The organism is Polyangiaceae bacterium (genome assembly GCA_020633235.1).
Taxonomy (GTDB): domain Bacteria; phylum Myxococcota_A; class Polyangia; order Polyangiales; family Polyangiaceae; genus JACKEA01.
Genome location: JACKEA010000004.1, coordinates 615681 through 638647 on the forward strand (window position 1 = coordinate 615681; position 22967 = coordinate 638647).

Annotated in this window: 20 protein-coding genes; 11 read left to right on the top strand and 9 right to left on the bottom strand. The window is 68.2% G+C overall.

All coding sequences use genetic code 11. The annotated features are described in order from the left end of the window. Positions 1-26 precede the first annotated feature (26 nt). The 4 genes from H6717_24170 to H6717_24185 all read left to right on the top strand — a co-directional run bounded on the left by H6717_24170 (position 27) and on the right by H6717_24185 (position 4636). The gene (locus tag H6717_24170) at positions 27-1286 is read left to right on the top strand and encodes a ferritin-like domain-containing protein (protein ID MCB9580146.1); all 1260 of its coding nucleotides are present in this window, start codon (positions 27-29) and stop codon (positions 1284-1286) included. A gap of 13 nt (positions 1287-1299) precedes the next feature. After that, the gene (locus H6717_24175) at positions 1300-1989 is read left to right on the top strand and encodes a peptidase E (GenBank protein ID MCB9580147.1); all 690 of its coding nucleotides are present in this window, start codon (positions 1300-1302) and stop codon (positions 1987-1989) included. 3 nt (positions 1990-1992) lie between these two features. Then, on the top strand, positions 1993-3747 hold the full coding sequence (locus H6717_24180) for a hypothetical protein (GenBank protein MCB9580148.1): 1755 nt from the start codon (positions 1993-1995) through the stop codon (positions 3745-3747). A gap of 235 nt (positions 3748-3982) precedes the next feature. Next, entirely contained in the window at positions 3983-4636 is a 654-nt protein-coding gene (locus tag H6717_24185) for a hypothetical protein (GenBank protein ID MCB9580149.1), read from the top strand. Position 4637: 1 nt separating this feature from the next. Here the strand turns inward: H6717_24185 and H6717_24190 are convergent, their stop codons facing one another. Continuing rightward, on the bottom strand, positions 4638-5363 hold the full coding sequence (locus H6717_24190) for a hypothetical protein (GenBank protein ID MCB9580150.1): 726 nt from the start codon (positions 5361-5363) through the stop codon (positions 4638-4640). A 97-nt stretch (positions 5364-5460) separates the two neighbouring features. Further along, positions 5461-6183: a universal stress protein gene (locus tag H6717_24195; GenBank protein ID MCB9580151.1), complete on the bottom strand. Its 723-nt coding sequence runs from the start codon at positions 6181-6183 to the stop codon at positions 5461-5463. 213 nt (positions 6184-6396) lie between these two features. Between H6717_24195 and H6717_24200 the strand changes: the two genes are divergently transcribed. Further along, complete coding sequence (locus tag H6717_24200; GenBank protein MCB9580152.1) at positions 6397-6936, top strand: DUF3341 domain-containing protein; 540 nt, start codon at positions 6397-6399, stop codon at positions 6934-6936. Positions 6937-6956: 20 nt separating this feature from the next. Next, on the top strand, positions 6957-7433 hold the full coding sequence (dps, locus tag H6717_24205; protein ID MCB9580153.1) for a DNA starvation/stationary phase protection protein Dps: 477 nt from the start codon (positions 6957-6959) through the stop codon (positions 7431-7433). Here dps and H6717_24210 read toward each other — a convergent pair. Both H6717_24210 and H6717_24215 read right to left on the bottom strand, forming a co-directional pair. After that, positions 7423-7905, bottom strand: coding sequence for a hypothetical protein (locus tag H6717_24210; GenBank protein ID MCB9580154.1), 483 nt, complete (start codon positions 7903-7905; stop codon positions 7423-7425). The genes dps and H6717_24210 overlap by 11 nt on opposite strands. A 19-nt stretch (positions 7906-7924) precedes the next feature. Then, positions 7925-8392, bottom strand: a complete 468-nt coding sequence (locus tag H6717_24215) for a DoxX family protein (GenBank protein MCB9580155.1) — start codon at positions 8390-8392, stop codon at positions 7925-7927. Positions 8393-8469: 77 nt separating this feature from the next. Here H6717_24215 and H6717_24220 point away from each other — a divergent pair, with 77 nt between their 5' ends. Then, on the top strand, positions 8470-9843 hold the full coding sequence (locus H6717_24220) for a hypothetical protein (protein ID MCB9580156.1): 1374 nt from the start codon (positions 8470-8472) through the stop codon (positions 9841-9843). A 35-nt stretch (positions 9844-9878) separates the two neighbouring features. Here the strand turns inward: H6717_24220 and H6717_24225 are convergent, their stop codons facing one another. Both H6717_24225 and H6717_24230 read right to left on the bottom strand, forming a co-directional pair. Beyond that, positions 9879-10967 carry an FAD-binding oxidoreductase gene (locus H6717_24225; protein MCB9580157.1) on the bottom strand — a complete coding sequence of 363 codons (1089 nt, stop codon included), beginning with the start codon at positions 10965-10967 and terminating at the stop codon, positions 9879-9881. Positions 10968-12201: 1234 nt separating this feature from the next. Beyond that, a complete protein-coding gene (locus tag H6717_24230) occupies positions 12202-14556 on the bottom strand; it encodes a radical SAM protein (protein ID MCB9580158.1) in 2355 nt (784 codons plus the stop codon). A 107-nt stretch (positions 14557-14663) separates the two neighbouring features. Between H6717_24230 and H6717_24235 the strand changes: the two genes are divergently transcribed. After that, positions 14664-15299 carry a hypothetical protein gene (locus H6717_24235; protein ID MCB9580159.1) on the top strand — a complete coding sequence of 212 codons (636 nt, stop codon included), beginning with the start codon at positions 14664-14666 and terminating at the stop codon, positions 15297-15299. A gap of 72 nt (positions 15300-15371) precedes the next feature. Here H6717_24235 and H6717_24240 read toward each other — a convergent pair whose 3' ends face one another. Beyond that, positions 15372-15728: a DUF3820 family protein gene (locus H6717_24240; GenBank protein ID MCB9580160.1), complete on the bottom strand. Its 357-nt coding sequence runs from the start codon at positions 15726-15728 to the stop codon at positions 15372-15374. Here H6717_24240 and H6717_24245 point away from each other — a divergent pair. Then, on the top strand, positions 15727-16803 hold the full coding sequence (locus tag H6717_24245) for a phosphomannomutase/phosphoglucomutase (GenBank protein MCB9580161.1): 1077 nt from the start codon (positions 15727-15729) through the stop codon (positions 16801-16803). The genes H6717_24240 and H6717_24245 overlap by 2 nt on opposite strands. After that, on the top strand, positions 16800-17663 hold the full coding sequence (prmC, locus tag H6717_24250) for a peptide chain release factor N(5)-glutamine methyltransferase (GenBank protein MCB9580162.1): 864 nt from the start codon (positions 16800-16802) through the stop codon (positions 17661-17663). Before H6717_24245 ends, prmC begins: the two co-directional genes overlap by 4 nt. Here prmC and H6717_24255 read toward each other — a convergent pair. Further along, positions 17653-19131 (bottom strand): diguanylate cyclase, encoded by a 1479-nt coding sequence (locus tag H6717_24255; protein MCB9580163.1) that lies wholly within the window; start codon positions 19129-19131, stop codon positions 17653-17655. The genes prmC and H6717_24255 overlap by 11 nt on opposite strands. Positions 19132-19203: 72 nt before the next feature. Then, positions 19204-20346 carry a type IV pilus twitching motility protein PilT gene (locus tag H6717_24260; protein MCB9580164.1) on the bottom strand — a complete coding sequence of 381 codons (1143 nt, stop codon included), beginning with the start codon at positions 20344-20346 and terminating at the stop codon, positions 19204-19206. Between the two features lie 394 nt (positions 20347-20740). Between H6717_24260 and H6717_24265 the strand changes: the two genes are divergently transcribed. After that, positions 20741-22519, top strand: coding sequence for a hypothetical protein (locus H6717_24265; protein ID MCB9580165.1), 1779 nt, complete (start codon positions 20741-20743; stop codon positions 22517-22519). Positions 22520-22967: the final 448 nt, after the last annotated feature.

Genomic DNA, 22967 nt, shown 5'->3' on the forward strand with positions numbered 1-22967 from the left:
TTCTGGCGGCTCTCGCGACCGGAAGCATGGCGACCATGGCATGCGGGGGCTCGGTGAGCTCCGAGGGGACGGGGGGCACGGGCGCTCTGGGGGGGACCTCCAGCGGCGGCGCCAGCACGGGTGGAGTGGGCGGATTCGGTGCAACCGGCGGCGTGAGCACCGGCGGCACGGGTGGCGTGAGCACCGGGGGCACGGGGGGCGTGAGCACCGGCGGAGTTGGCGGCATTGGTGGTGTCGGGGGGCTCGGTGGCTTCGCCGGGGCGGGGGGCGACGGACCGTTCTACACGGGAGAGGTCGACTGCAACGCGTGCTCGCCGACCTTCTACACCTGTTGGAAGAGCGACATGGTGCCGGTGTATTCCGGTACGCCGCCGAGCCAAGGCTGTCCGCCGTCGACCAGCATCGATACTTCCGGCGTGAACCCGTGCTCCACGGGCTTCGGCGCCTACGTGCAGGGTGATCCCATCGAGGAGAACGGCCTGTGCTGCTACCTCTCAGGCATGATGTGCCCCGGCGGGCGGCCCTTCAAAGTGGACGGCGAGCTGCGCGTTGCCGCGGTGGCACGCCGGCCCGGTTGGGTGGCGGAGTCCGCTCATGATGGTCGCTCACTGAGCGCAGAGGAACGCAAGGCTCTGGCCACGGTGTGGATTGGCGATGCGCAGCTGGAGCACGCGTCGGTGGCGGCCTTCGCGCGGCTCACGCTGGAGCTCATGCAGCTCGGCGCGCCGTCGGCCTTGGTCGCAGCGTCGCAGAATGCATCCGTGGACGAGGTACGTCACGCCCGCATGTGCTTCGGCTTCGCTTCGCGCTTCGCGGGGGCGCAGCTCGGCCCGGAGAAGCTGGATCTCGACGGCGCTCTCGGGAGCGTCACGCTGGAGAAGCTCGCGCGGGAGACGGTGGAAGAAGGCTGCGTCGGGGAAACCCTGGCGGCGCTGCAAGCGGCGGAGCAGCGGCGCATGGCCCAGGATCCGGAGATCCGCGCCGCCCTTTCGGCCATCGAGACGGAGGAGTCGGAGCACGCCGCCTTTGCCTACCGCGTGGTGCGCTGGGCCATCTCCGTGGGCGGCGAGTCCGTGCGGCGCGCGGCTCGGGACGCGTTCGAAGCGGCCTTGGCCCAGGAGCTCAGTCTGAGCGACCCCGACGTGAGCGTCGAGGTGTGGCACCACTACGGGCGCCTCACCGCGGCAGAGCTTCGCGAGGTGCGCGCCCGCGGTATCGAGGAAGTGGTGCGGCCGTGCATGGCGGCGCTCTTCGAGCGACGAGAGCAGCCGGCGCTCAGCGCGTGATATCTTCCCCGACGTGGGACACATCGTGGCGTTGGGGGGCGGCGGCTTCTCCATGGAAGACAGTCCGCTGCTCGATGACTACATCTTGAGCTTGGGTCGGCAGCCGCGGCCGCGTATCTGCTTCCTGGGTACCGCCAGCGGCGATAACGAGAACTACGTCGTTCGTTTCTATCGGCGCTTCTCCCGCGCCGACTGCCGGCCCACGCACCTGGAGCTGTTTCGGCGCGCCGAGCAAGATCTGGAAGGCTTCGCCAAGGAGCAGGACATCTTCTACGTGGGCGGTGGCAACACCGCCAACATGCTCGCGGTGTGGCGCCTTCACGGTTTCGAGCGTGCGCTGAAGGCGGCCTACGCCGAGGGCACGGTGCTGGCCGGGGTCAGCGCCGGTGCCGTGTGTTGGTTCGAGCAAGGGGTGACGGATTCCTTCGGCCGCGACCTCTCCGGCATGGAGGGTCTGGGCATGCTGAGCGGTAGCTTCTGCCCGCACTATGACGGCGAGCCCCTGCGCCGCCCGCGCTATCACGAGCTGGTGGCCGCCGGCATGCCCGCCGGCATTGCCGCCGACGACAGCGTGGCGGTGCACTACGAAGAGGGCGTGGTGGCTCGGGCCGTCGGCTCGCGCAAGGAGGCCCGCGCCTTCTACGTGCGCCAAGACGCCGACCGCGTGGTGGAAGAGCCCTTGGGCGTGCAGTATTTGGGCTGATCCGTGGCTCTGTTCAAGTCGCGCCCGAACTTCGAGGTTCGCGTTCCCAACCGCTTGGCCCCCGGACAGCGTTTCGTCGCGGAGGTCACCGCCTTCATGAAGCGGGACGTGGAAGTGGAGTTCGTGGATGCCTGGCTCACGGGTGTGGAGCGCGCCGTGGTGGGCTCCGGCAACTCCGCGGCCAGCGCCCAGGAGTACATCACCAACCTTCACGCGCGGCTGATGGGGCCCGGCAAGCTCGCCAAAGGACAGCAGAGCTTTCGCTGCCGCTTCGAGATCCCAGAAGGTGCTCCGCCCAGCTATCAGACGCTCTCCTCCACCGTGAGCTATCGGCTGATGGTGCACGCGTCCATCGCGTGGTGGCCGGATCGCCGCTCGAAGTTCATCCTGGAGGTGGCGCCAAAACCGCAGCGCGGCGCGCCGAGCCCCTTCGTGTTCGCATCCGCCGAAGGACCCGCGGGCAGCGAGCCCTACGTGGAAGCGAGCGTTGCCGATCAGATCGTGGTGCCCGGGGAAGTGCTGGAGGGTCGCGTGGCGCTCTTCAATGCGGCGTTTCACGGTGTGAAGATCGCGTTCGTCGGGCGTCAGACGAGCCGCGTCGGCAAGCGCCAGGCGACGGTGGACGTGCAGCGCTACGAGCTCACGCTTCCGATCCAGGATCGCCGCGACGGCGACGCCATCCCGTTTCGGACGCGGGTGCCCGCGCTGGCCCCGAGCTTTCGCTCCAAGCTCTTGCGTTTGGATTGGGTGCTGCGCGTGAGCGGCATGCGGCGGCTGGCGCGGGACGTGAGCGCCGAAGCGCCGCTCTTGGTGCTGCCGGCGGGCACGCCGGATCCCGACAAGCCGCGGCAAGCGCCGCCTGCCGTGGGCACGCCGCGGCTGAACGAGGTGTGGGCGTACATCGCGCGGGAGCTCGACATGGAGCTATCGGGCGAGGCGCTGCACGCGAAGATTGGACCGGTGCGCATCGTGGTGCAGCAAGAGCTCCGTCAGGGAGCTGGGGTGTACCTGGTGGCACGGCTCGGCTATCCGTCCTTGGGGCTTTCGCTCGACGGCGGAGTGCTGTCCGGCTTCTCGCGCCTGTGGGGAGGTGCGGAGAGGGTGAAGCGCGGCGAGCACTACTTTGCCGGGCGCGACACCGCGCAGGTGGAAGCGTTCGTGGACGCGCTGGCGCTGGTTTCCGTGGACGCCACCATCGCAGACGTGAATGACGAAGAGCTGCTGCTCGAGAAGGGCGAAGCGACGCAGCGCCACAGCGAGATCCACGCGTTCGCCGTGCAAGCGCTGGCGATCGCGAAGCGCTGGGAGCGTGCCGTGGGGGCGATACCGCCGCCCGCGGCGTTCAGCGACGAGAGCGTGGCCGCCTGGCGCCGATTGGCCGCGGGGATCGGCGCCGAGCTCGTGCCGGCGAGCATGTCCGCGGCCGGCCAGTTCGAGGGACGCCGCGCGCGCGCAGAGACGCGCTTCGATGCAGACGGCGCGCCGATGACCACCGTGGTGACGCTCGCGATGGAGCCGCCCATCGTGACGGACGTGCAATCGTGGAATGCCGAAGAGGGCGGCGACGTGCACGTGAGCGGCGGTGACGCAGCCGTCGCCGCGCTCAAAGAGGCGTGTTTGGCCTTCGAGGTGGAGCGAGAGCTGCTCAGCGCGACCCTCCCCGCGCCGCTGCCGTCGGAAGCGCCGGCCTTGAGCGCCTTCGCGCGCCTGGTCGACTTGGAAATCGCCCTCCGCACCCAGCGGTCCGGCTACCGCTGATACCGCGGCGAACCGACATTCAGCAGCAGCTTGTCGGGCCGCCGCGGAACCACGGGGAACATCCACCCTCGAAAGGCGTCGAAGGGACGTGCGCGTTCTTCTACCGGTGGCGATGATCTCGATGAGCTGCGCGGCCCGTTCTCCGACGCCGCTTCCGGAGGCGGTGATTCAGGTGCGCCTTACGGCGCCGCGCGCCCAGGCCACACTTGTGCCGGCCTGCACGAGCGACGAGCCGATGGTTGAGCTGCCGGCGTCGCTTCAGTGTGGGCGCGAGAGCATTGCGGTGTGCCGCCTGTCGGTGCCACTCAAGGTGACGAGCTGCAGCTCGACGCCCATTGTCGTGGAACGGGCGGAGCTGCGTCAGGGGGGGGAGATGGTCGTACGTTGGGACTTCGACCCGGTGGCGCTGCCCCACGGCCAGAGCATCACGCGGGACCTGGGGCTATGGCGGGAAGGGAGCGCCAAGCTCGTGGTGCGCTATCGCGCCGCGGACGACAGCGTTCGCGAGCTGTCACGCGAAGTGGCGGTAACGCATCCGGAGCGGAAGCGGCGGCTCGAGGAATGTGGCGCCTGCAGCGGGGACTGGGGCGTGCACGGTCTCAGCGGCGTGGAGAGCTGCAACTGCCGCACGAAAGACGCAGGCCAAGAGTGCCGTGATGGTCGCGAGTGTGAAGGTGAGTGCCTCTACGACCACGGTGAGGAGGTGCAGGCGGCCTCCAGGAGCTGCAGCGGTGGACGCTGTACCATCCAGTTGCGAATGACGCGCTTGGTGGGTCGTTGCGCCCCGTTCCGGACGACCTTCGGCTGTCACTCCTATTTGCCGGACGGAGAAGGAGAACGCGCGCCACACATCGGCGCGGCGCGCGTTCCTCACGTCTGCGTCGACTGAGTCAGGGAGTGCTGCACTCGGTGGTGCAGTACGTGGTAACGCAGCTTCCGATGGCGTTGTACGCGTTCAGCGCGGTGCTGTTCTGCAGGCACGACGAGCAGTAGGTGTTGGCGCACGTATTGAGGTCCGCGGCCGTGGAGCAGTTGGTCACGATGCACTCGAGCAGGCCGGCGCAGTCGTTCATCGAAAGGCAGGTATTGACCTCGGTGCAGCAGTTGTTGACGCTGCATTGGCCGCAGGCCGTGGAGGTGTCCGAGATATCCGTGCAGGTGGCGCCCAGGATCGTGGTCGAGCAGCTCGTGCTGCCGCCGGTTCCACCGAAGCCGCCCGTGGCGCCGGTGCCGCCAAAGCCGCCGGTGGTTCCACCGAAGCCGCCCGTGGCACCGGTGCCGCCAAAGCCGCCGGTGGTGCCGCCGAAGCCACCCGTAGCGCCGGTGCCGCCGAAGCCGCCCGTCGGAGGAACGCCGCCCCCGCCGCCGGTGCCGCCTGGACCGCCGCCCACGCCGCTCACGCCGCCGGTGCCGACGCCACCGGTGTTGCCGGTGTTGCCCGAGCCACCCAGGCCGCCTTCGGGGATCGGCATGCAGGCATTGCTCTGCACGTCACAGTAGAGACCCGTGGGGCAGGTGCCGGCATCGCTGCACGGAGTGGCACCGCCACCGCCCGTGGACGAGCTACAGGCACCCAACACGAGACCCAATAGACCAAACAGCGCGACGCGTTTCATAAGCAATCTCCCTTGACCCAAAGCGCAGGGCCTGCGCCTCCAACCGGGAGAAAACCTACTCGTACGCGCCGCGCGTGCAAGACAATTGGCGGAAATTCTACTCGTGACCGCCCGGCTTCGCCGCATTCTGCGGGGATGGCGCGCTCGCGTCGTAGCCCAAGAGCAGCGGCGCGTTTTCTTGTGCTTCTGCGTTGCGGGACACGTAGTGATAGGTGTGCCGGCGGCCAAGGCGCGGAGTCTTGTGTTGGACGCACCACATCTCCGCGCCCCCCGTCTCCTGCCGCGTTTGCAGGCACAGCGGACAGGGCGGTTCGATCTCCGGCACCTCTTGTCGTGCGGCATCGTGAGTCTTCGGTCGCGCCACGAGCACCGGGCAATCCGCGAGGCGCGTCACACGTTCGGCAACAGAGCCGAGGATCATGCGCCGCAGTCCGCGGCGACCGTGCGTGCCGACGATGATCAGATCTGCGTTCAGATCGACGGCGAGTCGCGTGATCTCCTCTGCTGGGTCACCAAGACGCACATGGCTCAATGCGCCACGGATGTGATCTCCACCCGGAGTGCTGCGCATCGTCTCCTCCACGTAGCCGGCGAGGGACTTGGCAGCTTGCTGCAGGGTGAGCTCTTCGCGGCCTTCGGACAGCTCCATCGCCACCACGGGTCCAGAACCGGGCGCCACGTGAACGACGTGAAGATGCGACCCCGTTTCTCGCGCGGCCATCTGGATGCCCTGTCGCAGCGCGGCGTCGCCGGGATCGGAGAAGTCCAGTCCGACCAAGATCACCGGTCCTGCGGGTAGCCTCTTCTGAAGTGTTGCCATTCTGCTCCTCTCTTTCGTTCGTGGAAAAGGAGCAGAAATCGTGCCGAACGAATGTGTGAGCGGGAGCGCACTCCGGCGAGGCGACGCGCCACGGAGTGGCAACACGACCCGCCCGAGCGCACGCAGCCAAGCCGGGTCCATCGGCGAGAACACGTGGCACGCAGCGTGCACATCACCTTGGCAGCAATTCATCGAAACGAAAGGAGGTGGATCATGCGCAGGATGATCTTCGCCGCTTACAAGAACTACGAAGACGCTGCCCACGCCATGACGGCGCTCCGCACGGCGGGCATTCCCTCCGAGCGCATCAGCCTGGTGATGGCCGAGTCCGCTCGCGGTCTCGCGCCGAAGGTGAAGACCAACGCGCCCGAAGGCGCTGCCATCGGAGGCGCGCTCGGCGCGCTCGTCGGCGGTCTCACCGCGGTAGCGTCCCTTGCGCTACCCGGCATCGGCATCCTCGCCGCAGGTCCCATCGTGGCCGCCGTTGGCGGCAGCTCGCTGGGTGCTGCAGGTGGAGGTTTGGCCGGCGCTCTCATCGGTTTCGGCATGCCCGAGCGCGAGGCCAAGCGGGTCGCGCGGGAGGTCATGAAGGACGGCTTCGTGCTGGCGGTGGATCCCGTGAACGGAGACATGACGAACACGGCCAAGACCGTGTTCGACAAGACCCGCGCCATCCGACTGGAGGATCCGGACGAGACGGCGATGGGTAAGGCCAGCGAGAAGCTGCACGACGCAATCACGACGCGCGGCTGAGCCGCGCAGAAAGGAGAAACATGACGAGGCTACCGAGTCGCGTGGCGCTACCCGAAGAGAAGCGCGAAACGATGGTGAAACACCTGAACACGGCATTGGCGATGAGCATCGACCTCAGCCTGCAGGTGAAGCAGGCCCACTGGAACATCAAGGGGCCGCAGTTCTTCGCCCGCCACGAGCTGTTCGACAAGCTGGCCGTGCACCTGCGGGAGACCTCCGACAAGCTCGCGGAACGCGCCGCCACCCTGGGTGGCTACGCCGAGGGCACGGTGAAGCTGTGCGCCGAGCGTAGTGAGCTGCCGGAGTACGACCTTCGAGCCCGGGACGGGCGTCAGCACATCATGGCGCTCGTGGATCGCTACGCGCGCTACACCGCGTTCTTGCGCGACACCATGGAGGCTACGGAAGTCGACCCCGTATCCCAGGATCTGGTGATCGAGACTCTGCGCACCGCGGAGCTGGATCAGTGGTTTTTGGAGAGTCACATCAACGTGTGACTTCTTCGTCGGGGCGAACGGCGTAGAGCTTCACCGCGAACGCGCCGAAAGAACGCGCCACCGGGTCGGGAACGCCGACCTCCGTGGCGCGTTCTTGATTTGGCAGGTCCACGTAGAACAGGAATGCTTGACCCTCGCGACAGCGGAGCGCCGCTACCATGCCCGGCGCGCTGTCGCGTTCCAGCAGCGGGAAGCTGCGGCGGAAGTGAGGCAATATCTTCCACGGATCGCCGCGACGCACGTCCAGGACGTCCACTACCGCGTAGCGGTAGTCCGTCCGTTTGTCGCCGTCGAAGTCCACGGCGGCTGCCGTGAAGCGCACTCGGCCGCGCACGACGTAGCGGGCCGCATCCCCCGAACCTTCGGGTAGTGGAGCGTCGCCCATGCTGCGACACACGTCCGGTTCGACCACGTCGGGATGACGAGGGCCGCAACCGGCGAGGGCAATGGCCAGGGCCAAGGCGAAACGCATGGCCCCGAGCCTACTCGCTTCAGTGGGAGTAGTGGGGACGATGCCCCATCGCGAGCTCGCCGTCCGGACTCTTGTCCCGCGCCTTTTGCAGCATGGCGTCCACGCTCACGGGGCCCGCCCCGCGGAACACGAACACGAGTGCCACCAGCAGCATCGTCAGCGGGTATTCCCAGCCGTTGTTGGCCGCGAACAGGCCATTGCCCAGATGCACGGACGCGATCGCCACTAGCATGGTGCACAGCGGTCCCAGCGCGGCGATGCGCGTCAGGAAGCCGAGCAACAGCCCCAGGCCGCCCGCGAGCTCCCCCGCAATGGCCAGCCACACGGCCAGGCCGGGAAGCGGAATGCCGAAGCTGGCAAAGGCCTGAGTGAACATGCCAGGATCCGCCAACTTCTGAACGCCGTGCGCGACCATGATGGTCCCCGCCGCGATCCTCAGGATCGTCATCGCGGTGGTCGTGCCTTTTCGTTTCCAATCGATCTTCATGCGTTCTTCTCTTGCAGAAGCAATGCCAACCGCATCGCGTTGGCGTCCCACTCCGCTGTCGGCATAATGTGTGGACGTTGAAAGCCGCCCTGCTCCTTCTCGGTGTCGCCGTCACCGTCGCTGCTTGCGATCGTGAAGCGCAGAAGGCGCCCACGAAGGCGGCGGCTTCCAACTTCGTCTCTGCCAGCGCGCCCGGTGGCATCGTGCCCGGGGCTCACGTGCTGGTCCCCTTCGGCCCGATGTTCGTGGAGGCGGAGGTGGATCGCGTTTCCGGTCTGCGCGTTGGCACCAAGCAGGGCAAGACCTACGACGCGGCTGATGTGGTGGCGCTGCCGGCCACGGCGGAGCGCTCTGCCCTCAGCGCGGGGCAGCCCGTGCTGGCACGCACCGCCAAGGGCCTGTGGACCCCGACGACGATCGAAAAGGTGGACGGCGACCATTACGTCGTCGCCACCGAGAAGCACCACCGCTTGGCGCGCAGCGATCTCCTCACGCCGCCTAAGAAGGTGGAGCTCGAGCTCCGCGGGCGCTTGGCCACGGATCGGCTGCGCAGCGTGGCGCAGTCCAGGGTGCCGTATCGCCCCAAGGGGTGGGCGCCCAAGGCGGGCGACGCCGTCTTGTACCGAACACGCCTCGACGGTGGCCGCTGGTTTGCCGGCACCATCGCGGAGGCGCGTGAGGGCGCGTACCGCGTATCGTCACGTATCCATCGAATCGACACCTGGTTCGGGCCCGAGCTCATTGCGCCGCTGCCGCGCGCCGACGGCCCCACGCCCGAAATCGGCGACTACGTGCTCTTGGAGCCGGAGATGCGCAACTGGACCTTCGCGCGCGTGGCCCGCTCGGATGGGCGCTTCTTGTTCGTTCGCACCGAAGACGGCGGCGAGGAGCGCACCACCGCCGCCGGCGTGCTCGCGCTGGTACCGCGCACGGAGGTGTGGCTGCCGTCGTACTCACCGAAGAGCGCGAGCACCCTGCGCTCTTCGGTGCTGTTCGAAGAGCTGCTCCGACAGTTGGGGGTGACGGCGCACGAGCTTCGGCCGGACGGCATGCTCGAGCTGCGCGACGCTCACCGTCGCCTGCTCAGCGCCAAGTACGAGCTGGTGCTGCATTTCGGTCCGCTCTCCGGCTACACCATGGCCTGGAAGAATCCGGACAGCCGTCCCTATGTGAGCGAAGACGACGCGAAGGGGCCTGCCAAGGACGCCGCCGCCGTCGAGCACCAAGCCTTCGTGCGTGCCGTGAGCGCCGCGGACAAGCGCCATGCGCCCCTGGTGTACGTGGCGTCGGACTGGTACGTCGCGCTCCGCGACGTGCACCTGTCCCTGCCGCAGAGTGAGCTTCCCGGCGATCTGTCGAGCGAAGCGCGCGCCCTGTTGGCGACCTTCGCGGAGCCGCCCACCGTGGCCGCAGCGGGCGGTGACCGCGCCGCACCGACAAAACAAAAGTAGCTTTGCGATCTTCTTTTCTGGTTCGCCGCGGAAGCTCAGGTCACGAGGCGCGCGGGGGCGAGGGCTGCGGACAGCGCGCTCTGTTCGCCGAAGATCACCCGGGCGGCGAGCTCGCCGGCGCCCACGCCGCTGCTCATGCCGTAACCGCCGAGGCCCGCGACCCAGTGGAGGCCCGTGACGCGCGGGTCGGCGCCGATGACCAAGCGGCGATCTGGTGCGAACGTTCGCAAGCACGCCCAGGAGCGGCGCACGCGGGATTCCGCGAGGCCGGGGGCGAGCGTGCGAAGGCGCTCGGCGAGCAGCTCGAGAGCAGCGGGATCCGGCGCGGGGACTTCGGGGCGCCAAGCGAGCTCGTCACAGGGACTCGCCAGGAGCCCGCCGGACTCGGGGCGGAAGTACGCCTGCAAGCCGACGTCCCACACGGTGGTGGCGCGGGGATCGACGGCGGCGCTGGGCTCGAGGATCACGAGGTGGCGGCGAATGGGCGTGAGGGGCAAGCTCGCGCCGGCGGCGGCGCCCAGGGCTTCGGCCCACGCTCCCGCAGCGAGCACCACGGCGTCTGCGGCGAAGGTTTCTCCGCCGCTGAGCACCACGCCGGCAACGCGCCCGCCTTCCATGAGCACTCGACCGACGTCGGCGCCCAGCAGGATGCGACCGCCGGCGTCGCGGATTGCCGACGCGAGCAAGCTTCCGATGGCGTGAGGATCGAGCACGCCGCCGTCCGGAACCCATAGACCATCGCGCACGTGACCACCGGCCAGGGCAGGGGCGCGGGTATGGAGCTCGGTAACGTCGAGGCGCTGCACGTTCACGCCGTCGCGCTCCGCGACCCGCTCGAGGGCGTGGATGGGTGCAGCGTCGGCGGCGACGAGCAGGAGGCCGCGCTGATCGAGCCAGCGATCCCGCGTGCCCGCCAGGGCGTCGAGGTGCCGCGCGCTGACGCGGGCGAGCTCGGCGATGCCGGTGGAGTCTTCCACCGGTCGGTAGATGGCCGCGTTGCGTCCGGAGCTGTGGGAAAAGACGTACGGCTCACGCTCGAGCACGACGACCTCCGCGCCACGCGCGCATAGAGCATGAGCGGTGGACAGTCCCGCGATTCCGGCTCCGAGCACGACGATACGCATGGTCACTCTTGCTCCGCACTCGGGGGCGTGGGCCCCGAAGAGCGCGTGAGGGCGCACCATTAGCGCTTAGATACCGGGCAATCGAGGGCATTTCGTCCCCGCCCCTTGCCGAAGCCGCGCTTTTTCGCCAAGGATTCGCGCGCCGGCGCCCGCCGGCACCTCATCCCATGACTTCCGAGCGCCCTACGGACCGCGCGCTTCCCCATCGCGCCGTCGCGACCTGGCTGTGGCTGTGCACTGCGCTGCTGCTGGGCATGATCGTGGTCGGCGGAGTCACGCGCCTCACCGGGTCCGGCCTGTCCATCGTGCGCTGGGAGCCCATTGTGGGGGCCCTGCCGCCACTGAACGGCTCGGAGTGGGAGCGCGTGTTCGCGCTGTACAAGGAGTCGCCCCAGTTCCGGCTGGTGAACAGCCATATGGATCTGGACGCGTTCAAGTCGATCTTCTGGTGGGAATACTTCCACCGGCTGCTCGGCCGCAGCATCGGCATCGTGGTCGCGTTGCCGCTGGTGTTCTTCACGCTCAAGCGTTGGATAGAACGGCGGCGAGCGATCGTGTTGGTCGGCATCTTCTGCTTGGGCGGCGTGCAAGGGCTCATCGGCTGGCTGATGGTCAAGAGCGGTTTGGTGGACGCGCCCCACGTGAGCCACATCCGCCTCACGCTGCACCTGGTCACGGGCATGCTCATCTTCGCCTTGGTGTTGTGGCAGGCGGTGGACGCGACCTGGGCCCGGAGCCGCGCCCGAGGGCTGGCGGAGGTGAGCGCCGAGGCGCTCACGCCGGTGCGGCGCTGGGCGATGCTGGTCACCACGCTGGCCGCCGTCACCGTCACCTCCGGAGGCCTCGTCGCGGGGCTCCGCTCGGGACATGCGTTCCCCACGTTCCCGCTGATCGCCGGCTACTGGGTCCCGCCGGGCATGTTCGTGGCGGACCCGCTGTGGCTGAACTTCTTCGACAACGTCACGCTGGTGCAATTCCAGCACCGATTGCTGGCTTATTCCGTGGCGCTGGCGGTGCTCGGGACCTGGCTTTCGGCGCGGCGCCGCCCGCTGCCGAACCCCGCGCGCTGGGCGGTGCGCCTGCTCGTCGCCGCCGTCACGCTGCAGATCACGCTGGGCATCACCACGCTGCTCCTGCACGTGCCGGTGTGGGCCGCAGCGGCGCACCAAGGCAACGCGGCGCTGGTGCTGGCGGCGTGCCTGAACCTGGTGCACGCCCTCGCCATCCGCGTGCCTCACACCTCTGAAGCGGGAGAACGCCTCCGTTCGCGCGAAGGTCCGGTGAGCCCGTCCTTGTCGATGGGACGCAATAGCGCCTCCGGCTCGATCAGCCACTCCGGTTCGGGCACGTCGTCCATTCGGTAGAAGCCGCCGCAGAAGACGCGACGAGTGCAGTCCGCGCATTGTGCGCGATATTCCCGCTGCCCCCGCAGGTACTCGAACAGGTTCACCTCTTCGTTGTCCACGAACAGCATGTGGCGTTCGAGCTTGAGTAAGTCGCCCACTACGAATCGTTCGTAGCCGGGCATGAAGCACCACGGCAGGTTGATCACGGAGAGCTTCATGCGGTCCTGCCAGCGGTCGATTACGCCCATGGCAATCCGCGCGGCCGCTGCGGTGTCGGGATTCACGACGTTCGTGGCGCGACCAAAGGGCGTGAGGAACTGGATGTTGAGCCAGCGGAGGCCCAAGTCCCACACCAGCTGGGTGATCGCTTCCAGGTGCTCGTGGTTGGAGGCGGTGAGGGTGACGTTGGCGCCCAGCTCGATCTCCGGAGCGGCGAGTCGCACGCAGTTCTTTACGCCTGAAAGCGTCTGATCGAAGGCCTCCGGCACGCCGACGTTGGCCGCGTGCAGGTAGCGCGTGGGCCCGTGGATGGAGAACAGCAGGGAGGTGACGCCCGACGCCAAGAGCTCTCGGGCGTAGTCCTCGTACGCCGCCATGCGCCCGTTCGTGGTGACGTTCACCTTCTGGTAGCCGGCGCGCCGCGCAAATTGGATCAGGGAGAACAGTCGCGGGTTCAGCGTTGGCTCGCCCCCGTCGATGTCCAGCAGGGACACGCCCTGCTTGCGATACTTCACCAACAGCTCCCGCTGCCGGTCGAAGTCGCCGTCTACCTGGGTGCGCGTGCCCACGGCGCAGAAGGTGCAACGATTGTTGCACTTGTAGGTGGCGTTCAAGATCACCTTCTTGGGCCCTTGGCCCGCCGCCAAGCGCAGATCGAAGGTCTCCTTCATTTGCCGAAGCTCGTCGAGCGACACCTGCTCCGTGGCCAGGCTCGGGGCCTTCTGGAACCGCGGGCCCCAGTCGCCCACGACGGGCAAGCTCAGGCCCAGCTCCCCCGCGCGCTTCGCCAGGCGCGTTCCCGGAAGTGGCGTGGCGAACTGGACGCTGGGCCAGGCGCGGTGGTTCTCGTAGAGCTCGATGGCGAGCTCCAGCGTGGCGTTGATCTCCGCGCGGCTCTCGCCGGGCATGCCGATGATGAAGTGCACCAGGAGCGGCACGTCGGCGTCCGCCGCATGCGCGGCCACGCCGCGAATCGCCCCCAGATCCAGCTCCTTGCCGACCACCTCGTCCACCACGCGCTGCACGCCGCTCTCGGCGCTGACGCTCAGCGTGGTGAGGCGACCGCGCATCATCGCGAGGTGCCCGGGCATCACGTAGTCCGCGCGCAGTCCGTTGGGGATTTCGAAGGCGAGATCCCGCTCCGCGAGCAGCTCCAACAGCTGGTCGAAGTGGCGCTCGTTGACGTTGGCGAGCTCGTCGAGCAAGTGCACTCGGCCGGCGCCGAGGGCCGTCAGCTGATCCAAGCGCGCCGCGAGCGCCGCGCGGGAATGGCGCCGCTGGCGTTTGGGTGCTCCCGGCGCGAGGCCTGGGTTGGAGGAGCAGTGCGCACAGCGAAAGGGGCAGCCGCGACTCGTGAGCAGCGGTAGCGATGCGCCGTCGATTGGGAAGGCCCAGCTGGCGCGTCCGAGCTCGTGCATCACGGCGTCGTGGAAGGCGAAGTATGCCGATACGTCCACCAGGTCCCACGCGGGCAGCGGCAGCGCGTCCACGTCGTCGACCTCTTGGCCGACCACGGTGCGCGGTGCTTCGGGCCGACCCGCGCTCAGCAGTCGTTCCAGCTCGGCAACGAGCACGCGCTCGGCTTCGTAGCGCACCAGCACGTCGACCTCGGGGTACGCCGCCAAGACGTCTTGCGACGGGACGTCCACCACGTGCTGTCCGCTCTGGTACATCTCCGCGAGCACCAGCGGCCGCGCGGGGGACCGGCGCCGGAGCGTGCCGAGCAGCTCGGCCAACACGGGTTCCCGCTCCGGCGGCCGATGAAAGGGCGTGAGCGCGATCACCACCACGTCTGCGTCGTCCCAGCGCTCCGGCGCGAGCTCCGCGCCGAGCCGAATCCAGTCGTCGACCTCATAGGTCAGCGTCGCGCCGGGCATGGCCAGCGCGTCCGCGAGGGTGACGTCGTGCCCCGCCGCGCGCAGCACGGCGGCGTTCTGCACCGCTCCCAGATCCGCGAAGTAGGGGTAATCGATGAAATCGCGGCTCAGCCGGAGCGGCGGAAATACGACCGCCACGCGCGCCATAGAGTCGAGCTTATCGCGGATTTGGGCCCTTCGCTCCCCGGCTTGGGCGGTCGCCGTTCTCCGATCTTGACCTCTCACCCCCGAGTAGCACAAATGCTGCCGCGACCATGAAGCTCCTCGTGGCACTGCTGTCGGCCGGGGTCGGCCTGTCCATCGCGGCTTCGGCGGCGGCGGCGGACACGGCGGACGAAACCAACTACCAACCCGGTGCCGTGCGCCGCTCGGATTTCACCGCCGGCATCTCCTTGGGGCTGGTCGCAGCGTCCACCTACGGCTACCCGAACGAAGCCGGCAAGCTCGACAATCCCGCGTACGTAGCGGATACCGGGGTCGGCCTCGGAAGCGCCAGCGCCATATGGCTCGGCGGTGCCCTCCGCGATTGGTTCAGCTTCGGCCTCGGCATCACGAGCTTGGCGTACAAGGCCAAGGGGCTGGACGCGCAAGCGGGTGGCTTCATCGTGCGCATCGAGACCTTTCCCTTCTTCGACGTCGCGGACTTCGGGCAAGACCTGGGGCTGTATGGGATGTTCGGCCTCGGCGGCATGACCCTGAAAGAGGGCGACGAGACCCGTGCGGACGGCGGCGCGCTGTCCCTCGTCACCGTCGGTGCGTTGTGGGAGCCAGTGCGTTTTGGCAGCTTCAACTTCGGCCCGTCCCTCGACTACACGCACCTGTTCAGCCAAACCCTCGAGTCGCAGTACGTCACCTTGAGTGCGCGCCTCGTGTTCTACGGCGGGCCCTGACGTCCGTACGCGACGGGTATCGCGCCGCACCAACAATCTGATCTTTCTTGTCGGTCCGGCGCGGAACCACCCTCAATCTCGTTCGGCCTCGGCCCGCGCGATGAGCGGATCCAGCAAGTAGGAAAGGCCGTTCATCTTGATTTCGAGGATGGTGCGGAGCTGATCGCCGAGCTTGCCGCGGGGAAAACCCTCGCGGCTCATCCACACCAGGTACGCTTCGGGGATCTCGTAGAGGTGACGCCCTTGGTAGCGGCCAAAGGGCATGATCGCCCGCACCAAGTCGTCGAGATACTGCGCGTCCGGCGGGGGGAGGGGCTCGACCCGGGTCACGGAGGCGACGGGACAACGGCGAGAGATCGCCGTCAACTGACGATTTTCGGACGCTGGCGGTTGGTCCGACGCACGACGTGACGTAGCTTCCGCGCGCATGGTCTTTCGCCCGTACGACATCCGCGGCGTCGCCGACCGCGACCTGAAGGACGAGCTGGTGCAGAAGATCGGGCGCGGGCTCGGGCGCATGCTGCGTCGCGGTGGTCCGGAGGGCGCGCCGCCACGCATCGTGGTCGGTCGGGATTGCCGCGCTTCGGGGCCGCGGTTGTTCGATGCCCTGGTGCACGGGCTGGTGGACGGTGGCGTGGACGTGATCGACGTGGGCGTGGGGCCGACGCCCTTGATGTACTTCGGCGTTCGCAGCCTGGATGCGGACGGCGGCGTGATGATCACCGGCGGGCACGATCCGAAGGAGATCAACGGCTTCAAGATCACGCGCTCTTCGGGGCGCTTCGTGGGAGAGGATCTCGAGAAGCTCGAAGCATGGGTGGCCGGAGCGCCACCTCCGCTCGGTATCCAAGGGTCCCTCGAGACCATCATGGTGGAAGACGGCTACCTGGATCGCTTGGAGAAGCTCGAGCTCGCGGATCCTGGCATGAAGGTGGTGGTGGACGCGGGCAACGGCGCGGCGGGGCCGATTGCGCTGCGGGCGCTCCGGGGTCTGGGGATCACACCCACGGCGCTCAATTGCCGGATGGACGGCAGTTTCCCCAATCACGATCCCGACCCGCTGGTGGCCGAGAACCTGGCACAGCTGGCGGGTGCGGTTCGCGCTCAGAACGCGCGCGTGGGGGTCGCATGGGACGGCGACGGCGACACGCTGGGCGTGGTGGATGCGAACGGCGCGATCGTCGCCGGGGAGCGATTGCTCGCTCTGTTCGCCAGCGAGGTGCTGCGCGAAAACCCGGGCGCGACCGTGATCGTGGACGCCCGCTGCTCGCTCTCGAAGGCTGACGGCGTGGTGCCCTGGACCACCGGGCGCTGTCCCACGCCGGCGGACATGCGCGAGCACGATGCCCTGTTCGCAGGAGACGCCCGCGGGCATTTCTGTTTCCGCGATCACTATCTGGGTTTCGACGACGCCATCTACGCCGCCGTGCGCCTGCTCGAAATCCTGTCGCGACGAGGCAAGACCGTCGGGGAGTTGCTGGTCGCGATCGAGGCCGGAGCGTGAGCGATCCGTGGACCATTGCCCGCGTGCTGAAGTGGGCGACGGAAGACTTCCGCGGGCGCGGCATGGAGTCGCCCCGGCTGGACGCGGAGCTGTTGCTCGGGCTCTCCTTGGGGCTCGATCGCGTGCGGCTCATCTTGGAGGCGGCGCGGCCACTGACCCCGGAGGAGCTGTCGAGCTATCGCGAGCTCATCAAGCGGCGCCGGAGCGGCGAGCCCATCGCCTACATTCGCGGTGAGCGAGAGTTCTACGGCTTGCCCATCCGGGTGACTCCGGCGGTCTTGATCCCGCGACCGGACACCGAGACGTTGGTAGAGGTGGCGCTGGAGCGCACGCGGGGGCGGCACATGTACGGGCGAGCGTTGGATCTGTGTACCGGCTCCGGCTGCGTGGCGATCGCCTTCGCCAAGGAGCGCCCCACCTGGCGCGTGACCGGGGTGGACGTTTCGGCCGCGGCCATCGCGGTGGCGCGGCAGAACGCCGAACGCCTCTCGGCGCGGGCCGCGGCGCGGTGGCTTTCGGGGGACTTGTTCGCGCCGCTGGCCGAAGGCGAACGCTTCGAGCTGATCACGGCGAACCCGCCGTACATCCCGCACGCCGACATGGCGGAGCTTTCCGTGGGGATTCGCGAGTTCGAGCCCCGCGTGGCGTTGGACGGCGGAGCGGATGGGCTGGACGTGGTGCGCCGCATCCTCGAGCAAGCGCCGGAGCGTCTGGTGCCGGGCGGCGTGATCGCGCTGGAGCTGCAGTACGACCAAGCGGAGCGCGTCAGCGAGATGATGACGGCGCACGGTCTCGTGCGCGTGGAGCGCCGCAAGGACTACGGCGGCCACGAACGCGTGGTGAGCGCGCTCAAGGAATAGCGGCGAGGGCGGGAGCAGGCTCGCTGGGGGCGGCGGCCACCACGCGATTGCGGCCCCGCTGTTTGGCGCTGTAGAGGGCGAGATCGGCGCGCTCCACCAGGACCTGCGCCTCGCAGCTGCCGTCGCACGCGGCCACACCCAGGCTGACCGTCGCATGGATCACGCTGTCACCGAAGGGGACCTCCATCGCCGCGATTCCGCGTCTCAGGCGCTCGGCGAGCGTGAGGGCGCCTGCTTGGGTGGTCTTCGGCAGGATCAGGGCGAACTCCTCGCCGCCGTAGCGCGCGGCGACGTCTCCGGCGCGCAAGCACTTGCGGAGCAATGCCCCCAGGTACTGCAGCACGCGGTCGCCGCCCGGATGGCCAAAGGTGTCATTGATCCGCTTGAAGTGATCGATGTCCATCAACAGCACGGAGATGGGCTCGCCGTAGCGTTGGGCGCGGGCCATGTCGCGGCGCAGGGCATCATCGAAGGCGCGCCGGTTCGATAGCTCGGTGAGGGAGTCCGTGCCGGCCAGCTTGGAGAGCTCGGCGTTGGCGTCCGCCAGCTTGCGCGCAAGGTCTTCCTTCTCTTGAATCACCTGTTCCAGACGACGCACGACGCGCTCGTACTCCATGTTGAGCTTGACCAGATTCTGCCGCGCGTCCGTGGTCAAAGACTCGAGATCGGGTTGCGGACCAATGTCTCGGGCCAGCGCCGTCGCAGCCGCGGCCACCTGGTCCGGGAGCGCCTCCAAGATGTGCGTGATGCGCTCTGCTGGTAGGCCGCAGTCCGAGGCCGCCGCCATGGCTTCTTCGCGGTTGCGCAGGACGTCCCCCGCTTCGAACACGCCGGCCACGCGTTCCGCCAACCACGCCACCTTGCCCGGCAAGGTCGTGGGGGGCGTGCGATCGTGATGGTGCTCGATGGCGGCGATGGCTTCGTCCGAGAGTCGGAACTCGGTGGCGATGTGGGCGCCATGCTCGGGATGGGGCGGCAACCCCAGGGAGCGTTCGTAGGTGCAGCGCTGCAGCGCGGGCCAGCTGGCCACGGCGGCGGCAGCGCGCAGGTCTTCGCGGGCGCGGGCGAGGAGGCCCACCTCCAAGAACAAGCCCACCGTGAAGTACTCGTCCACGTTGTTGGCGCCGAAGGCGGCGGCCACCATGCGCGCTGCCACGGCGCGGCGGATGGAGTTGACGAGCAGTGCTTCGGCGCCGGTGCCTCCGGGGATCATGTCCGTCAGTGCCAGGCTGAGACCGATGTTCCGAAGGCCCCGGATGCCGAGCAGGCTCGCCGCCTGGGCCACGTCCGAAACACGCACCCGCGAGCCCCAAGCGGCGCTGTTCACGAGGGAAAGCACGCGGACTGCAAAGCCAGGGTCGCTCTCCGCCAGCTTGCCCAAGTCCCGAACTGAGACAGTGGGGGAGAGCGACGTCTCCACGATTCGGACGGCCATCAGGGCGAGAGGCGTGCTGTTCAACTGACTCAAGGGGCCCTCCAGCCTGATGGAACGAACCTCGCGCCCGATCCTTGAGGCCTGGATGACCGAAGTCACGTTACGTCAGGTTGGCAGGGCCACTCCTGCGCGAGAAAGGGCTTCTTTGAAGCTCAGCTTGTCGTTGGATTTCATGTACGCCTCTTGCGGCTCCACCTGGCCGCTGCGGACCAGCTCCAGCAGGTGGTCGTTCATGGTTTGCATGCCCAGAGCGCGTCCGGTCTGGAGCAAGCTGGCGATCTGATACGTCTTTCCCTCACGGATGAGGTTGGACACGGCCTGGGTGGTCACCAGGATTTCGTAGGCCGCCACGCGGCCGCCGCCCTTCTTCTTGCACAGCACCTGCGCGATCACCCCGCGAAGGGACTCGCTGAGCATGGTGCGGATCTGTTCCTGCTGATCCGGTGGGAACTGGTCGATGATGCGATCGATGGTGCTGGTCGCGCTAGTGGTGTGCAGCGTGCCGAACACCAGGTGTCCCGTTTCCGCCGTTTCCACCGCGATGGAAATGGTTTCCAGGTCCCGCATCTCGCCCACCAGCACGATGTCCGGGTCTTCGCGCAGGGCCGCCCGGAGCGCGTTCTTGAAAGAGCGCGTGTGCACGCCCACCTCGCGTTGGTTCACCAGGCAGCGCTTGTTCTCGTGCACGAACTCGATGGGATCTTCGATGGTGATGATGTGGTCCGCTCGGTTTTGGTTGATGTGATCGATGAGCGCCGCCAGCGTGGTGCTCTTGCCGCTGCCGGTGGGGCCCGTGACCAGCACCAAGCCCTTGCTGAGCCAGCACAGGTCCATCACCTTGGGCGGGATGCCGAGCTTGTCGGCGCTCAGGATCTCGAAGGGGATCTGGCGGAACACCGCTCCCGGTCCGTTGCGATCGCGAAAGTAGTTGGCGCGGAAGCGCGCGACGCCCTCGATGGCGTAGGCAAAGTCCGTGTCCCACTCTTCTGCCAGCTCCTGCCGGTTGCGCTCGGGCATGATGGCGTCCAGGAGCTTCTCCAGCGCTGCGGCGTCCAGCGCCGGGTGGCGTTCGAGGACGGCGATGGAACCGTTCAGGCGCACCATGGCGGGGCTGCCGGTGGTGAGGTGCAGGTCGCTGGCACCCACGCGCACCATCTCGCGCAGCAGCACGTTGATGGGCGGCTCCCCGGGCCGCGCTTCCACCTTGGGCGGCGCGATGCTGCCGCGCTGCTGTTGCACGTGAGGCATGGGCGGTTCCAGCTCCGGCCGCCGCCGCGTGGCCAGGGGTGACGCGGCCGCCACGGTGCTCAGACGGATCACGAGCTTCAGACTGCCCGCACGCTCGAGCTCGGCATCCACCTGCACCGGTACCCCGTCGGAATCATGGGTGAAGCTCGCGCTCCCGTCTCGCTTGAGGGCCTGTAGTGTTTCGGCGGATGCCACCTCTTGGAGGATGAACGACAGCTCCTTGTGATCCACGCGGGTGCTGCTCAGCCGCTCCCCGGTGGTGAACTGGAACTTGGCCGGGCGATCGCTGGTGAGCTCCAGAGCGCTGGCGCCGTGGCGGATGAGATGGTGGATGTAGGCATCGATGCGCATGGCGATCCGCGAAAGTATCACACGGCGTGGTACAAATCGCGGCGTGCGACGGCTGGCACTCCACGCGCTGAATCGCGGCATTGCGCAGGGGGAGGCGCATCACGCGTTTTTCGCCCTCCGCGGTTTCGATCCCGTGCTTCGCCTGCTTGCTCGGCGGCGCATGCGGCGCGCGCTGGATGGCGCGCGGATGCTGACCAACGTGCAGGACCCGGTGCACCAGCTGCGCTTGGCGTGGCTTTCCGTGGCGGGCGTGGCGCTGCAGTCGGACTTCGACGACGTGAGCGCGGTGGCGGCGGAGCAAGCCGCGGCGGCGCAGGCGGTGCGAGCCCCGCGGCGGGGGCCGTGGCTCACGCTGGGGGCGCTCGCGATGGTGGTCGTGACCGTGGTTGGCGGGTTGGGCACGTGGTGGCTCACGCGGCCCTTCGATCCGCGCGTGACTCCCGCGGGACGTGTGTTCGCGAAAGCGGTGCCGGAGCTGATCGTGGCGCTCTCCCGGGACGATCGCGCGGGGGTGGACGCGGCGCGGCAGCGCGCCCTCGAGGGCCTGGGGGGCGACGTGACCCCCAGCTTGGATGCGACGCTGAACGCGGCCATCGCGCTCAAGGCCGGGGGCCTCGCGAATCGAAAGCCGCGGGACGACTTCGAAGCCGCCACGGCGAACCTGAACCGCGCCTTGGAGAAGGCGAAGCAGCCGTACTTCGTGGACGCGGACTTCCTGGGCAACGCGGCGGGCGTCACGCCGCTGCTTCTGGGATTCTACGTACAGCGAGACTCACAGGTGCAGGGTGCTGGTGGCACGGAGCGCGTGGTGCACCTGTGGCGTCTGGACGACATCAACCTGAACCAGGGCTACTACGGCTACACGCGCCCCAGCACGCCGGCGGCCATCGTGCTGCTCGATCAGATCGAGAGCGATCTGGTGCGCGACGTGCTGCCCGCCCTTCCGGCCGGGGAGCGCATGCGGCTTGCGGACGAAGAGACGGAGATCGAGGGGGAGCCGTGGGTGCAGAGCATCGGTGAGCGGGGCGCCAAGCTGGTGCGGAGCTACTTCGATCGAGTGCCGGAAGGCCGCGACCCGAACGTGCGCCGAGTGGCGGAGCTGCTCGCGCGGCGTAGGGCGCTCATCGTCGGCTGGAAGAAGGACCTTGCGGGCCTCGGTCACGTGCTCGTCGTGCCGGAGCGGCTGATCCCCGAAGCGGACTACGCCGAGGCGCTCTCGCTCCGCGTCCCGCGCGCAGGGCTGCACGAGTGGAACGCGCTGCACGACGAGCTGCTCGAGAAGGACAAGCTCGCCGCCTTCGAGCGCTTGCGCAATCACTACGTGGCCAGCGTGGAGCGCCACGAGGTGCAGCACCGGCTGGACTACCGCCGCGGGCTCATCCCGGTGCCGCCGCTGCTGTCGGAGCTCCTGGGCCTCGAAAATCCGCTGGACGCCGCTTACGGCTCCCGCGCCGCCCGCGCTCGCGACGAGATGTCCGCCTTCCTCGCCAGCATCATCGACAGCGGGCCGTCGCCGGAGCTCGAGCTCGCGCTGATGGCGCGCCACGCCTTCGCGCGCCACGGCTTGGGCAACGCCTACAGCTACGCGGTGCTCGCGGCGTTCATGGGCATCGCGCGGGAGCTGAAGATAGACGACGCCGCAATCCTCGGCGGCCGCGTCATTCGCCGAGAGCGCGTGGCCGCGCTCTTCCTCGCCATCACGGATCGCCCCGCCGCCGACATTCGCAACGCGGCTCGCCGCTTCTACGCCGCCAGCTACGGACAGCCGCTCCCGTCCGTGAAAACCGTGAGCACCGTGACGCACACCCCCTGGCGCCACTGAGCATTTTCATGTTCTCGTTCGGTGAGAACCCGGTCCACGGCAGCGTCGAAGCGCGGCCCACGAAAAACCTCCGCCAGTACCGGAGCGGGAACTGCTCGCGCTCTAGGCCTGCGCCCGTGCGGTCTTGCTGCTGGTGACCTGGTCTCTGGCGTTCACTCGAGACCGCGAGTCCGTTAGACCGCAAGCCACGTGCCTATTTCGACCAACTGGCCTCCACGAACTGCGCCTTGTGTTCGAGTCTGGCGCCAGAGCTTGGCCGCCACGCTTGCCCGAGCAGCCAATCTTCTACCCAGTTCTGAACTTGGGATACGCCTCGCAGATCGCCCGCGACTGGAACAGTACGACCGAACCCTTCGCCGGGTACGTGACCTGTTGGTCCGCCGCGGAACCACGCGGCGAGACTTGCCCGGAAAATGAAGGCAATGGCGCGCCAGCTGCGGGCACGGTG